At 73.5% G+C, this 13,308-nt stretch carries 13 protein-coding genes and 1 pseudogene; 5 read left to right on the forward strand and 9 right to left on the reverse strand.

Annotation, left to right across the window (positions count from 1 at the left end; genetic code table 11):
- Positions 1 to 359: 359 nt before the first annotated feature.
- Positions 360 to 1,091, reverse strand: a complete 732-nt coding sequence (locus tag ACFC79_RS13795; RefSeq protein ID WP_376239277.1) for a VIT1/CCC1 transporter family protein — start codon at positions 1,089 to 1,091, stop codon at positions 360 to 362.
- A 262-nt stretch (positions 1,092 to 1,353) separates the two neighbouring features.
- On the opposite strand from ACFC79_RS13795, the pseudogene ACFC79_RS13800 reads away from it, so the two are divergent.
- The 5 genes and pseudogenes from ACFC79_RS13800 to ACFC79_RS13820 all read left to right on the forward strand — a co-directional run.
- Positions 1,354 to 2,418 (forward strand): annotated as a pseudogene (locus ACFC79_RS13800) (ADP-ribosylglycohydrolase family protein); the annotation flags it as partial.
- 81 nt (positions 2,419 to 2,499) lie between these two features.
- On the forward strand, positions 2,500 to 3,756 hold the full coding sequence (locus ACFC79_RS13805) for an ADP-ribosylglycohydrolase family protein (protein WP_376239590.1): 1,257 nt from the start codon (positions 2,500 to 2,502) through the stop codon (positions 3,754 to 3,756).
- Positions 3,757 to 3,903: 147 nt separating this feature from the next.
- Positions 3,904 to 4,788: a ribokinase gene (rbsK, locus tag ACFC79_RS13810; protein WP_376239280.1), complete on the forward strand. Its 885-nt coding sequence runs from the start codon at positions 3,904 to 3,906 to the stop codon at positions 4,786 to 4,788.
- Entirely contained in the window at positions 4,785 to 5,984 is a 1,200-nt protein-coding gene (locus ACFC79_RS13815) for a CaiB/BaiF CoA transferase family protein (protein ID WP_376239283.1), read from the forward strand. The genes rbsK and ACFC79_RS13815 overlap by 4 nt, the downstream gene beginning before the upstream one ends.
- Positions 5,981 to 6,793, forward strand: a complete 813-nt coding sequence (locus ACFC79_RS13820) for an HpcH/HpaI aldolase/citrate lyase family protein (protein WP_376239286.1) — start codon at positions 5,981 to 5,983, stop codon at positions 6,791 to 6,793. Before ACFC79_RS13815 ends, ACFC79_RS13820 begins: the two co-directional genes overlap by 4 nt.
- A 76-nt stretch (positions 6,794 to 6,869) precedes the next feature.
- Here the strand turns inward: ACFC79_RS13820 and lgt are convergent, their stop codons facing one another.
- The 8 genes from lgt to ACFC79_RS13860 form a co-directional block, all read right to left on the reverse strand.
- Positions 6,870 to 7,880, reverse strand: coding sequence for a prolipoprotein diacylglyceryl transferase (gene lgt / locus ACFC79_RS13825; RefSeq protein WP_376239288.1), 1,011 nt, complete (start codon positions 7,878 to 7,880; stop codon positions 6,870 to 6,872).
- A 131-nt stretch (positions 7,881 to 8,011) separates the two neighbouring features.
- A complete protein-coding gene (locus tag ACFC79_RS13830) occupies positions 8,012 to 8,935 on the reverse strand; it encodes a thioredoxin domain-containing protein (RefSeq protein ID WP_376239290.1) in 924 nt (307 codons plus the stop codon).
- A 73-nt stretch (positions 8,936 to 9,008) separates the two neighbouring features.
- Entirely contained in the window at positions 9,009 to 9,821 is an 813-nt protein-coding gene (gene trpA, locus ACFC79_RS13835) for a tryptophan synthase subunit alpha (RefSeq protein ID WP_376239292.1), read from the reverse strand.
- On the reverse strand, positions 9,818 to 11,098 hold the full coding sequence (gene trpB, locus ACFC79_RS13840) for a tryptophan synthase subunit beta (RefSeq protein ID WP_376239295.1): 1,281 nt from the start codon (positions 11,096 to 11,098) through the stop codon (positions 9,818 to 9,820). The genes trpA and trpB overlap by 4 nt, the downstream gene beginning before the upstream one ends.
- Before the next feature lie 137 nt (positions 11,099 to 11,235).
- Positions 11,236 to 11,451, reverse strand: coding sequence for a tryptophan biosynthesis modulator TrpM (gene trpM / locus ACFC79_RS13845; protein ID WP_376239298.1), 216 nt, complete (start codon positions 11,449 to 11,451; stop codon positions 11,236 to 11,238).
- A gap of 8 nt (positions 11,452 to 11,459) precedes the next feature.
- Positions 11,460 to 12,269, reverse strand: coding sequence for an indole-3-glycerol phosphate synthase TrpC (gene trpC / locus ACFC79_RS13850; protein ID WP_376239302.1), 810 nt, complete (start codon positions 12,267 to 12,269; stop codon positions 11,460 to 11,462).
- Between the two features lie 114 nt (positions 12,270 to 12,383).
- Positions 12,384 to 12,890: a DUF2752 domain-containing protein gene (locus ACFC79_RS13855; protein WP_376239305.1), complete on the reverse strand. Its 507-nt coding sequence runs from the start codon at positions 12,888 to 12,890 to the stop codon at positions 12,384 to 12,386.
- A gap of 79 nt (positions 12,891 to 12,969) precedes the next feature.
- Complete coding sequence (locus tag ACFC79_RS13860; RefSeq protein WP_376239308.1) at positions 12,970 to 13,218, reverse strand: HGxxPAAW family protein; 249 nt, start codon at positions 13,216 to 13,218, stop codon at positions 12,970 to 12,972.
- Positions 13,219 to 13,308 lie beyond the last annotated feature (90 nt).

A 13,308-nucleotide genomic window follows, 5' to 3' on the forward strand; every position in this document is an offset into this window, starting at 1 on the left:
GTGACGCGATGGGGTGACGCACTGGGGGGATGCGAAGGGGGTGGTGCGAAGAGGGGGTGGTGCGGTGGGGGGTGTGTCGCAGCTGGAAGACCGGCGCCCGCAGGGGCCGCAGAGAGCAGGCGTCGTTGCCCGCGGTGTCTACGGCTCTTGCCCGGCGGAGCAGAAAACGAAACCGCCGGGTCATGACTGCTTATGTGAGGCCCCGTATAGAGACTCATTTTACGCCGGATGGCGCCGCCCCGCCCAGAGGCAGGTGCCAGGACGTACATCACACGGGTGGCGGATGCGGCGGGGGTGCGGGCCCATGGGCCGGCACCCCCGCCGCCGGGTCCTGACCGGTTCCCCCGATCGGGGGTGCGTCAGCCGACGGCCACGCCGAAGAGCGTGCCCAGACCGTAGGTGACCGCGGCGGCCGTTCCGCCCAGCGCCAGCTGGCGCAGCCCGCTGTACAACCAGCTGCGCGCCGTCACCCGGGCCACCACCGCCCCGCAGCCGAACAGCCCGACCAGCGAGAGCAGCACGGCCGGCCACAGCTCGTTCGCCCCCAGCAGGTACGGCAGCACGGGCAGCAGAGCACCCAGCGCGAACGCGCCGAACGACGACACGGCGGCGACGAGGGGCGAGGGCAGGTCGCCGGGGTCGACGCCGAGCTCCTCGCGGGCGTGGATCTCCAGGGCCTGCTCGGGGTCGCGCGACAGCTGCCGCGCCACTTCACGGGCCAGCTCGGGCTCGACGCCGCGGGACACGTACAGCGCCGCGAGCTCCCGCTCCTCGGCCTTGGGATGCTTGCGCAGCTCGCGCCGCTCGACGTCGAGTTCCGCCTCGACCAGCTCGCGCTGCGAGGCGACGGAGGTGTACTCGCCCGCCGCCATGGAGAACGCACCGGCAGCCAGGCCCGCGAGGCCGGTGATCACGATCGTCTGCTGGGAGACTGCACCGCCCGCGACACCGGTCATCAGCGCGAGGTTGGAGACCAGCCCGTCCATGGCGCCGAAGACCGCCGGACGCAGCCAGCCGCCGTTCACGTCGCGGTGGGTGTGGTTGTCGCGGTGCGCCTCGTGCAGTACGGCGTCGGTCTCGATGATGGCCACGGTTCTCCCCTTCTCCGGCAGCGGGTTCCTGCGCTCCGCCCCCGCTCAACATGCTCGAAAATACGCACGAAAAACGGCTCCCGCCAGCAAGGAAGGCCGTACTTACCACGCTGAGTGACCAGGTAAGTACGGCCTTCCTTGCTGTCCGGAAGCCATCATCCGACTGGCCCTTTTGTCGCGGATACCCGCCTTTGCCGGGGCCCGGCGTGGCACAGATCGAGCAAGTACCAGAACTGTCTGGGGCGAGCGAAGGGTCGACACGATGGAGTTGACTTCAGGAAATCCGGCGCGGGCGGGGGTGCGGGACGGCACGGGCGGCGCGCCCTGCGGCGGTCCGGTCGACCGGGCCCGCGGCTCACTGCTCGGCCTCGCGGTCGGTGACGCGCTGGGCGCACCGGCGGAGAACCTGCGGCCGTCCGAGATCCGCCGCCGCTGGGGACGCATCGAGGGCTTCGTGGACGACGACCCGGCGGGTACGGACGACACGGAGTACGCGATCTTCTCCGGGCTGCTGCTCGCCCGGCACGGCTCGGCGCTGACCGTCGCCCATGTGGAGCGGGCCTGGCACCTGTGGATCGCCGATCTCGACGAGGGCCCGTTCCGCGGTGCCGGCTTCAGCGAGCGCGGCACGCTGGAGAACCTCCGCCGGGGGCTCGCCGCCCCGATCTCCGCCCAGCACCGGCACGCCTGGAGCGACGGGCTGGCGATGCGGGCGGCACCGTTCGGCGTCTTCGCGGCGGGCCGGCCGGACGAGGCGGCACGGCTGGTCTCCGTGGACGGGCGGGTCAGCCACGACGGGGAGGGCATCTACGGCGGCCGGGCGGTGGCGGCCGGGGTGGCAGCCGCCATGACGGGCGGCGGGGTCGCTTCGGTGATCGCCGCCGCGCTGTCCGTCGTCCCCATGGACTCCTGGACGGCGCGCTCGTTGCGCCGCGCGGTGGCCGCCGCGCAGCGCACGTATCCCGACCGGCTCACCGGGGAACGCGCGGTGCGTTCCGCGGTGGTGGTCGGCGGCTACCCCTGGACTGACCTGGCGCCGGAAGCGGTCGGCCTTGCCTTCGGCGCGTTCGCGGCGGCGCGCGGGGACTTCCGCACGGCGGTGCTGACCGCCGTCAACATGGGACGCGACGCGGACACCACGGCGGCAGTGGCGGGGGCCCTGGCCGGTGCGCTGCACGGGGCGTCCGCGATCCCGCGGCACTGGGCGGAGGCGATCGGCCCGGTGCGGGGCAGCTGCCTGCCGTCGATGCGGGGCCACCACGTCCTGGACATCGCGGAACTGCTCATCCCCGACGAGCCGTACGACGGCCCCGGGCGCGGGTCCGGCGCCACCCCCGCGCCGGAGCGCGGTCCGGCGCCCTGCGGCGGCACCCGGGCCGGGCACGTGTCACCGGCCCGCGCCGGGTCCGTGTCCCCCGAGGCGGACCCGCCGCGCCGGCGCCCGCGCCGACCCGCGGCCCCACCGGGCGACCGACACCGGGCCCGGGTCGAGGGACTCCTGCTCGGGCTCGCCGCCGGGGATGCCGCCGGATGGCCCGCCGCACGGCACCGGGCGGCCCGGATGCCCGAATGGACCCGTCGCCTCACCCGGGAGCTCGACACCTTCGCCGAGCAGAACGCCACGACGACGCTGCCCGTCCCCATCGCGCTCAACCAGCCGCCCGAACCCCTGCGGCTCGGCCCCTCCGACGACGCCGAATGGGCGGCGTTCGCCGCCGGGACCGTGCTCGCCTCCGCGGCCGGTCCACTGCACGGGCTGTCCCCCGGGCAGCGGCTGCGCGCGGCCGTCGACATCGCCTGGAACGCGCTGGCGGCCGAGGTCGCCGCCGCTGCCGCCCGCGCCCCCGAGGTGGAGTCGGCGGTGCTGCCGCTGCGGGCCCGGATCTCGGTGCGGGCCGGACTCGGCAATCTCGCCGCCGGACTGCGCCCGCCCGCCACCGGCCACGACAACCCGCACTACTTCGACGACGCGGCCTGCGTGCGGGCCGCCGTACTGGCCGTCGCCCATCCCGGCGACCCGGCCGCAGCGGCCGACCTCGCCGAGTTCGACGCCCGCTACACCCAGGACGGCGACGGTGTGCACGGCGCCCGTGCGATGGCGGCGGCCGTCGCCGAGGCGCTGGGCGGCGCGGACGTCGACATCGCGGTGGACGCCGCGCTCGCACAGCTCCCCGACGGCACCGAGATCGCCCGCAACGCCGCCCACGCCGTCCGGCTCGCCCGCGGTTTCGCCGGCGGGGCCACAGGCGTGTTCGGCCTCGTGCCGGTGCTGGAGCACCAGATCGTCGACCACGTCTACAGCTACGGGATCGCCGCCGCCGAGACCGTCCCGGTCGCCCTCGCCCTGGCCACCGCCGCCCGCGGCCGGATCGCCGAGGCCGTTCCCGCGGCGGCCTGCCTGTCCCGGGTCGCCGACTCGGCGCCCGCCCTGGCCGGCGCGCTCACCGGTGCGCTCGACGGCATCGACGCCGTGCCGAACGGCTGGCGCGAGGCGTGCCGCACCCTCGCCGGCTGCGCGCTGCCCCGGCTCGCGGGAACCGATCTCATCGAACTCGCCGGGCTGCTGGCAGACAGGGAACCGAGGCCCACGGGTGGACAATTCGGTCATGACGTGCACGAGGATCTTCCGGACCGGAACGGGAACCGCACCGCCCGCACCCGGTGAACGGTCCGGCGCAGCGCCTGTCGGCGGCGGACGTCCCGGCGGTACGGTCCGGGACCGTACCGCGGCGGCCGGGCCCGGCCCCACCACCGGCCCGGACGCACGCCGTGCACGGACCCACCGGCCCACCCCCGAGGAGGCACGCCGCCCATGACCGGCATCGCGGTGCTCGGCAGCACCAACATGGACCTTGTCGTATACGTCGCACGGGCTCCACGTCTCGGAGAGACCATCACGGGACGGGAGCTGCGCACCGTGCCCGGCGGCAAGGGGGCCAATCAGGCCGTGGCCGCCGCCCGCGCGGGCGGCGACGTGACGATGATCGGCGCGGTCGGGAACGACGCGTACGGCACCGTGCTGCGGACCGGTCTGGAACACGCGGGGGTCGACACCGACCTGCTGCACACGGCCGAGGGCCCGAGCGGCACCGCGCACATCGTCGTCGACGACCTGGGGTCCAACTCCATCGTGGTGGTCCCGGGCGCCAACGGCACCGTCACCGCCCTGGGCCCCGGCGAGATGGCCGCCATCGCCTCCGCCGACCTGCTGTTGCTCCAGCTGGAGCTGCCGCTGACCGCCGTGGTGGAAGGGGCGCGGGTGGCCCACGCCCAGGGGGTGCGCACCATCCTCACCCCCTCCCCCGTGCAGCCCCTGCCTCCCGAGCTCCTCGACTGCGTCGACCTGCTGATCCCCAACGAGCACGAGGCGGCGGCCCTCACCGGCACCGAGGACCCCCGCGCGGCGGCCCAACTGCTGCTCGGCCAGGTCCCCGCGGTCGTCGTCACGCTCGGGGCGAAGGGCTGCCTGTACGCGGCCCGGGGCGGCGAGCCCGTCCTCTTCCCGGCCCCCGAGGTCACCGCCGTCGACACCACCGGGGCCGGTGACACCTTCGTCGGCACCCTGGCCGTGGCACTCGGCGAGCGTCGCCCCGTGCCCGAGTCCCTGGCCTGGGCGTCGTCCGCCGCCGCGCTGTGCGTGCAACGGCCCGGCGCGTCGTCGTCCATGCCGTACCGCCACGAGATCGACACCGCATGAGCGCGCCCGCGCAGCCGCCCCTGTCCGGACTGCGGGTCGTCGACCTCGCCACGCTCTTCGCCGGGCCGCTCGCCGCCACCGTGCTCGGCGACTTCGGCGCCGAGGTGATCAAGGTCGAGCATCCGCGCAGGCCGGACCCCTCGCGCGGGCACGGCCCCACGAAGGACGGGGTCGGCCTGTGGTGGAAACTCCTCGGCCGCAACAAGCGCAACCTGACCCTCGACCTCTCCGTCCCCGCCGGGCGCGACCTCCTGCTCCGGCTGGCCGCGGACACCGATGTGATCATCGAGAACTTCCGGCCGGGGACCCTGGAGCGCTGGGGCCTGGGCCCTGCGGAACTGCACGCGGTCAACCCGCGCCTGGTCCTGACCCGGGTCACCGGCTTCGGCCAGTTCGGCCCCTACGCTCATCGCCCCGGCTTCGGCACCCTCGCCGAGGCGATGAGCGGGTTCGCCGCGATCACCGGGGAGCCGGACGGTCCGCCCACGCTGCCACCGTTCGGTCTCGCCGACTCGATCGCGGCCCTGGCCACCGCGTACGCCGTGATGACCGCGCTCGCCGGGCGCGACCGGACCGGGCAGGGGCAGGTCGTCGACATGGCGATCATCGAGCCGATCCTCACCGTGCTCGGCCCGCAGCCCCTCTGGTACGACCAGCTCGGCCATGTCCAGCAGCGCACCGGCAACCGCTCCCGCAACAACGCCCCGCGCAACACCTACCGCACCTCGGACGGGCACTGGGTCGCCGTGTCCACCTCCGCGCAGTCGGTCGCCGAGCGGGTCATGCGTCTGGTCGGCCGGCCCGAGCTGATCGGCGAGCCCTGGTTCGGCTCCGGCACCGGCCGCGCGGAGCACTCCGACGAACTCGACGAGGCGGTCGGCGGCTGGATCGCCCGGCGCACCCGCGAGGACGCCCTTGCCGCGTTCGAGAAGGCCGAGGCGGCGATCGCCCCCGTGTACGACGTCCGGGACGTGATGGAGGACCCGCAGTACCGGGCCCTGGACTCCGTCACCGAGATCGACGACCCGGAACTCGGCCCACTGCGGATGCAGAACGTCCTGTTCCGCCTTTCCGGAACACCCGGCTCCATCCGCTGGGCGGGCCGCCCGCACGGCGCGGACACCGAGGAGATCCTCACCGGCCTCGGTCTGCCGGCGGCCGAGATCGCCGTGCTGCGGGCGGAGGGCGTGCTGTGACGGAGGCGGTCCCGCTGACCCTGCTGTACGTCCCGGGCGACCGGCCGGAGGTGGTGCGCAAGGCGCGCGGGGCGGGCGCGGACGTGGTGATCGTCGATCTGGAGGACGCGGTCGGGCCGGACCGCAAGGAGTACGCCCGGTCGGCCACCGCCGAGCTGCTGTCCGAACCCGCCGGGGACACCGCGGTACCGCTCCACGTCCGGGTGCACACCGAGGCGGACGTCCGCGCCCTGGCCGGTCTGCCGGGTCTCGCCGAGTTCCGGCTGCCCAAGATCACTCACGCGGCGTCGGTGCACCACCTCGCGGCCGTGGCCCCCGGGGTGGCGTTGTGTCCGCTGCTGGAGTCGGCGCTCGGCATCGAGCACGCGTACTCGATCGCCTCGGCCCATCCCCAGGTACGCTCCATCGCCCTGGGCGAGGCCGACCTCCGGGCCGATCTGGGGCTGCGGGACGACACCGGGCTCGACTGGTCGCGCGGCCGGGTCGTGGTCGCCGCCCGCGCGGCCGGGCTCGCTCCCCCGACCCAGTCGGTCTATCCGGACGTACGGGACCTGGACGGGCTGCGCGCGTCCTGCGCGCACGGCCGGGCGCTGGGCTTTCTGGGCCGGGCCGCGATCCACCCCCGCCAGCTCCCCGTCATCGAGCGGGTGTTCCGGCCGACGGCCCGGGAGATCGAGGCGGCGGAGGAGATCGCGGCCGCGACGGCGACGGAGCAGGGGGCGCTCGCCCTCCCGGACGGCCGGTTCGTCGACGCGGCCGTGGTGGCCACGGCCCACCGCACCCTGGCACTGGCACGACGGGCGCGCTGACCCGCGCGGGGCACACGCGTGGGACACACGCGTGGGGCCCGAACCGTCCGGTTCGGGCCCCATCGACACATACGGCTCAGGCGTTCTTCGCCGTCTCCGCCCGCGCGGTGCCGGACTTCCCCGAAGCCTTCGCGTCGGGGTCCGCGGCGTCCTCCACCTTCTCGGAGCCCTCCGTGTCCGCCGTCTCCTCGGGGTCCGCGACGTCCGCCGCCTTCTCGGAGCCCTCGGCATCCTTCGCCTTCTCGGCAGCCTCGGCGTCCTTCGCGTCCTCGGCCGCCGCCGGCTCCACGATCTCCTCGCGGCCCGGTCGCAGCTTCGCCGAGATCACGATGTAGACCACCGCCAGGACGAACACGATCAGCGCGGTCCACACGTTCAGACGCAGGCCCAGGATGTGGTGCGCCTCGTCGACCCGCATGTACTCGATCCAGCCGCGGCCCGCGCAGTACGCGGCCACGTACAGCGCGAACGCCCGGCCGTGTCCGAGCTTGAAGCGGCGGTCCGCCCAGATCACCAGGAGGGCGACACCGACGCACCACAGCGACTCGTAGAGGAACGTCGGGTGGTAGGTGCCGGCGACACGGTTGGGGCCCTCGCTGATCTTCAGCGCCCACGGCAGGTCGGTCTGCTTGCCGTACAGCTCCTGGTTGAACCAGTTGCCCCAGCGGCCGCACGCCTGGGCCAGGGCGATGCCGGGGGCGAGCGCGTCCGCCCAGGCGGGAAGCGGGATCCCGCGCCGACGGCAGCCGATCCAGGCGCCGACGGCACCGAGCGCGATCGCGCCCCAGATGCCGAGGCCGCCCTGCCAGATCTTGAAGGCGTCGACCCAGTTCTCGCCCTCGCTGAAGTACAGCTGGTAGTCGGTGATCACGTGGTAGAGCCGACCGCCGACGAGGCCGAAGGGCACCGCCCAGACGGCGATGTCGGCAACGGTGCCGGCTCTTCCGCCGCGGGCGATCCAGCGTTTGTTGCCGAGCCAGACGGCGACGAAGACACCGATGATGATGCAGAACGCGTAGCCGCGGAGCGGGATCGGGCCGAGATTGATCACGCCGGTCGACGGGCTGGGAATGTAGGCAAGGTCCATGGCAAGGTCGACGCTACCCTGCCGGGTGGGGCCTACGGCAACCCACCGGGCAACGTCTGCGTAACGGGCGGGTCATCGATTTCCCCCGCGGCCCGGGAGGCGCGGAGCACCCCCGGGCCGTCACCGAGCGGTCAGGAGGCGGGCGGCGCGGGGACCACCGCACCGGACGATTCGGGAGCCGCACCGGAGGGCGACGAGGGGGCCGCCGTACCGGACGGCGCCGGAGCGGCCGTGCCGGACTTCGCGGGCGCGACCGTGCCCGGCTTCTTGCCCTTGTTGGCCTCGGCGACCCACTTCTTCAGGTTCTCCGTGGTGATCGGCTCGTCCCCCTTCTTGGGGAAGATCGCCTCGTCGTTGAGCAGAACCGTCGGCGTGCCCTTGAACCCGCCGTTCTGGAAGGCCGTGTTGGACTTCCGCACCCAGTTGTCGTGCCTGCCGTCGTCCACACAGCTGCGGAAGGCCGGGGTGTCGAGGCCGGGGACCTCGCCTGCCAGGTCGATCAGCTTGGCGTTGTCCGCGAAGGCGTCGTCGGACTCCTTCGGCTGGTTGCGGTAGAGGATGTCGTGGTACGCGCCGAACTTGCCGACGTCCTGGGCGCAGGCCGCCGCATTGGCCGCCCGAAGTGATCCGGTGCCCCCGAGGTTGCCGTCGATGATCGTGGCGAGGTGGTACTCGACCTTGATCTGACCGGCGCGCTCCAGGTCGTGGAAGGTGTCCCGGAAGACGTTCTCGAACTGGGCGCAGACCGGGCAGCGGAAGTCCTCCCAGATGGTGAGCGTGGACGGGGCGTCGTCCGGACCCACCCGGATGGCGAGGGCGTCCTTGCCGGTGGCGCCGGACGGTGCGACGGCGGGGCCCGACGCCTCGTTCTTCTTGCTCTTGCCGCCGCTGTTCGCAGCGATCACGCCGACGACGGCGGCCAGCGCCAGCACTCCCACCACGGCGCCGCCGACGATCAGCGTGCGCCTGCGGCGCTCGTGCGCCTTCTCGCGCTCGCGCTGCCGGACGAGCCGCTCGCGCGCGGCTCTCTTTCCCTGTTCGTTCTTCTCGCTCACACCCGCAGCAACGAACCGGGGAGGCACGTGCGTGCCTCCCCGGTCCAGGTCCACCCGTTCGGATGACTCCGATTCAGCGCTTTCGAACGCCTTCGGCGAGTTCACCCGCCAGGGCGCGGACCGCGGCCAGGCCCGCCTCCTCGTCGGGGGCGTCCAGCAGGCCCTTGACGAAGGCGGAGCCGACGATCACCCCGTCGGCGAAGCCCGCGACCTCGGCGGCCTGGCGGGCGTTGGAGACGCCGAGGCCGACGCAGACCGGGAGCGAGGTGGTGGCGCGGGTGCGCGCGACGAGGTCCTGGGCCTGCTCGCCGACGGACTCGCGGGTGCCGGTGACCCCCATCAGCGAGGCCGCGTAGACGAAGCCGGAGCCGGCCGCCGTGATGGTGGCCAGGCGCTCGTCCCTGCTGCTCGGCGCGACGACGAAGACGGTCGCCAAGCCGTGCTTGTCGGCGTGCTCGCGCCACAGTTCGGACTCCTGGACCGGCAGGTCGGGCAGGATGCACCCGGCCCCGCCCGCCTCGGCGAGCTCGGCGGTGAAGCGCTCGACGCCGTACCGGTCGATCGGGTTCCAGTACGTCATGACCAGGATCGGGGCGCCGGTCGCCTCGTGCGCCTCGCGGACCGTGCGCATCACGTCGGCGATCCGCACACCGCCGCGCAGGGCGATGTCGTCCGCCGTCTGGATGACCGGGCCGTCGAGCACCGGGTCGCTGTGCGGCAGGCCCACCTCGACGACGTCCGCACCGCCCGCCACGACCTCCTTGACGGCGGCGATCGCGCCGTCGACGGTCGGGAAGCCGGCCGGGAGGTACGCGATGAGCGCCGCCCTGTTCTCCGCCTTCGCCCGCGCGAGGGTGGAACTCAGCAACTTCACCTTGCCGCTCACTTGGTGACCTCCTCTTCCCCGTCGGCCACATCGGCCTCGACGACCCCGTCGGTCTCGTCGTACAGCCCGAAGTAGCGGGCCGCCGTGTCCATGTCCTTGTCGCCGCGGCCGGAGAGGTTGACCACGAGCAGTCCGTCCTTGCCGAGCTCCTTGCCGACCTCCAGGGCCCCGGCCAGCGCGTGGGCGCTCTCGATCGCCGGGATGATCCCCTCGGTGCGGGAGAGGAGGCGCAGCGCCTGCATGGCGGCGTCGTCGGTGACCGCGCGGTACTCGCCGCGGCCGATGTCCTTCAGGTAGGCGTGCTCCGGCCCGATGCCCGGGTAGTCCAGACCGGCCGAGATCGAGTACGGCTCGGTGATCTGGCCCTCGTCGTCCTGGAGGACGTAGCTGCGCGAACCGTGCAGGACACCGGGCTCGCCCGCGGTCAGGGTGGCCGCGTGCTCACCGGTCTCCATCCCGTGTCCGGCGGGCTCGCAGCCGATCAGCCGGACGCGGGCATCCGGGATGAAGGCGTGGAAGAGGCCGATGGCGTTGGAGCCGCCGCCGACGCAGGCGATCGCGGCGTCCGGCAGCCGGCCGGTGTGCTCCAGGATCTGGCGGCGGGCCTCGACACCGATGACCCGGTGGAAATCGCGGACCATGGCCGGGAAGGGGTGCGGTCCGGCGACCGTGCCGAAGAGGTAGTGCGTGTGGTCCACGTTGGCGACCCAGTCGCGGAACGCCTCGTTGATGGCGTCCTTCAGGGTCCGGGAACCGGACTTCACGGCGATGACCTCGGCGCCGAGGATCCGCATCCGCGCCACGTTCAGCGCCTGCCGCTCGGTGTCGATCTCGCCCATGTAGATGGTGCAGTCGAGGCCGAAGAGGGCACAGGCGGTCGCGGTGGCGACACCGTGCTGGCCGGCGCCGGTCTCCGCGATGACCCGGGTCTTGCCCATGCGCCGGGTGAGCAGCGCCTGCCCCAGCACGTTGTTGATCTTGTGTGAGCCGGTGTGGTTCAGGTCCTCGCGCTTGAGGAAGATCCGGGCACCGCCCGCGTGCTCGGCGAAGCGCGGGACCTCGGTCAGCGCGCTGGGCCGGCCGGTGTAATCGATCATGAGCGCGTTGAGCTCGGCGGCGAACGCCGGGTCGGCCTTCGCCTTGTCGTACTCGACGGCGACCTCGTCCACGGCGGCGACCAGCGCCTCCGGGATGAACTTGCCGCCGAACGCACCGAAGTAGCCTTCGGCGCTGGGGATCAGACCCTCCGGGTCCGGGATGAAGAAGTCAGATGACATCCGACATGCTCCTCGACATCGCAACGGGTGATTTCACCGTATGCGCCGTGGGCGGAGCGCCGCCGCGACCGCAGGGGGTCGGGCGGTGCCGGTCGTACGTACGGCGGACATGGTGCCGATACGCCGGCCGGGGCTCGCTACGGCGCGGACCCCGTGCGCCATCGCATGCCGTTGACCTGGCCGGGCTCGTCGCCGATCACGTACCGAACCCGTCGGCCGTGCACGCGGCGTGCCGGGGCACGGCAGCCGCGGGGCCTGCACCCGCGCGCCAGCGGCGCGTGCGGGTCCCGGGCCGCCGTCGCGGCGGGTCGCACGCCCGGCCGGACGCGGGACGCGGGACGGTCGGCGGACATGGTGGCGGTCAGCCCCGCCCGTGCCGGAGGGCCGGGTGGGCGCCCGCGGCGACCAGGTCGGCGACGGCCGCCCGCGGGTCGCGGCCGGTGACCAGGGACTCCCCCACGAGCACCGCGTCCGCGCCGGCGTTGGCGTAGGCGATCAGGTCGTGCGGGCCGCGGACACCGGACTCGGCGACCTTGACGATGTGGTCGGGGATCTCGGGGGCGACGCGCTCGAAGGCAGAGCGGTCGACCTTGAGGTCCTTCAGGTTGCGCGCGTTGACACCGATGACCTTCGCCCCGGCATCCACCGCGCGCTCGGCCTCGTCCTCGTCGTGCACCTCGACGAGCGGGGTCAGGCCGATGGACTCGGCCCGCTCGATCAGGGAGACCAGGGCCTCCTGGTCGAGGGCCGCCACGATCAGCAGGGCGAGGTCGGCGCCGTGCGCGCGGGCCTCCCAGAGCTGGTACGAGGTGACGATGAAGTCCTTGCGCAGGACGGGGATGTCGACCTTGGCGCGGACGGCCTCCAGGTCGGCGAGCGAACCGCCGAAGCGGCGCCCCTCGGTGAGGACGGAGATGACGGACGCGCCGCCCGCCTCGTAGTCGGCGGCGAGCCCGGCCGGGTCCGCGATCGCGGCCAGGGCTCCCTTGGAGGGGCTGGAGCGCTTGACCTCGCAGATGACGTTGACGCCCTCGCCGCGCAGGGCGGCGGCTCCGTCCTTGGCCTGCGGAGCGCGCGCCGCGCGTTCCTTCAGCTCGTCGAGGCCGACGCGCGCCTGTCGCTCCGCGAGGTCGGCGCGTACGCCGTCGATGATCTCGTCGAGCACACTCACGCGAGCGGCCCCCTTCCGGAACGGTGCTGAGGGAACAGGATCAATCAGGTCAATGCTATCCGCAGGAGGGCCGAGGCCCGAATCCTGTCGGCGGGCGTCCCACTACGTGGGCATTCAGGGCGCCAGCGCCGAGCCGAACGGCAGGTTCCGGACGACCGAGAAGACGATCAGCACGGCCCCGACGCCCCACCAGACGACGGGCTTCGCGGCGATGCTCATGGGCCTGCCCCGGGCCGCCCGGGAGATCCAGACCACCCACAGCACGGCGAAGACCACGTAGCCGACGACGGCCGCGGCGTTGGAGCCGAGGGCGGCGGCGACGTCCCCGTGTGCGAAGGCGTGGGCGCTGCGCAGTCCGCCGCAGCCCGGGCAGTACAGACCGGTGAGGCGGAGCAGCGGGCAGACCGGGTAGTGGCCCGGCTCGTTGGGGTCCACGGCGCCGACGTAGCCGAAGGCGCCGACGACCGCGGCCATGACTCCGACCGGGACGGCGACCCGCCGTACGCGTGAGGCGGGCACGGCGCCCGGCGGGCGGACCGGTGGCGGCGGGGGCACGGGCGTCGCCGGGCGGTCGGCGGCGGGGCCGGGCGTCCGCGGTGCGGCGGGAGAGGTTGCGTCCACTCGGTGATTGTCCCCGTTGACGCGGAGAGGCGCAGCCCGGTCCGGGCTGCGCCTCGCGTCCGTACGGCTTCCGCCTGCGTCAGGAGGTCTGGGCCTGCGCGGCGCGCGCCCGGGCGGCGGCCATCTCCGGCGACTCCTTCGGCATGCCGAGACCCGCGGCCTTCATCGCGAGGCCGACGACCCCACCGAGGAGGACGACGGCGATACCGGCCCAGAAGCCGACCGGGTTGGCCGCGACCATGAAGACGCCCGCGACACAGAATCCGATGAAGGAGATGATGACACCGGTCCAGGCGGCCGGGGTGTGTCCGTGGCTGCTGCCCGCCATGAGTTGCTCCTTGTTGGTGTTGCGCTGTTGGTATCGCTGTACGCAAAGCTGGTGCCGCTGTTGGTGCCGCTTGCTGAAAGCTCAACTCCA

This window comes from Streptomyces sp. NPDC056061, assembly GCF_042266885.1.
Lineage (GTDB): Bacteria > Actinomycetota > Actinomycetes > Streptomycetales > Streptomycetaceae > Streptomyces.

Bases quoted from the DNA above. Each gene is read 5' to 3' on its own strand.
- rbsK (WP_376239280.1), top strand. From the start codon at position 3,904: ATGACCGGCATCGCGGTGCTCGGCAGCACCAACATGGACCTTGTCGTA.
- ACFC79_RS13815 (WP_376239283.1), top strand. From the start codon at position 4,785: ATGAGCGCGCCCGCGCAGCCGCCCCTGTCCGGACTGCGGGTCGTCGAC.
- lgt (WP_376239288.1), bottom strand. From the start codon at position 7,880: ATGGACCTTGCCTACATTCCCAGCCCGTCGACCGGCGTGATCAATCTC.
- trpB (WP_376239295.1), bottom strand. From the start codon at position 11,098: ATGTCATCTGACTTCTTCATCCCGGACCCGGAGGGTCTGATCCCCAGC.
- trpM (WP_376239298.1), bottom strand. From the start codon at position 11,451: ATGTCCGCCGACCGTCCCGCGTCCCGCGTCCGGCCGGGCGTGCGACCC.
- ACFC79_RS13860 (WP_376239308.1), bottom strand. From the start codon at position 13,218: ATGGCGGGCAGCAGCCACGGACACACCCCGGCCGCCTGGACCGGTGTC.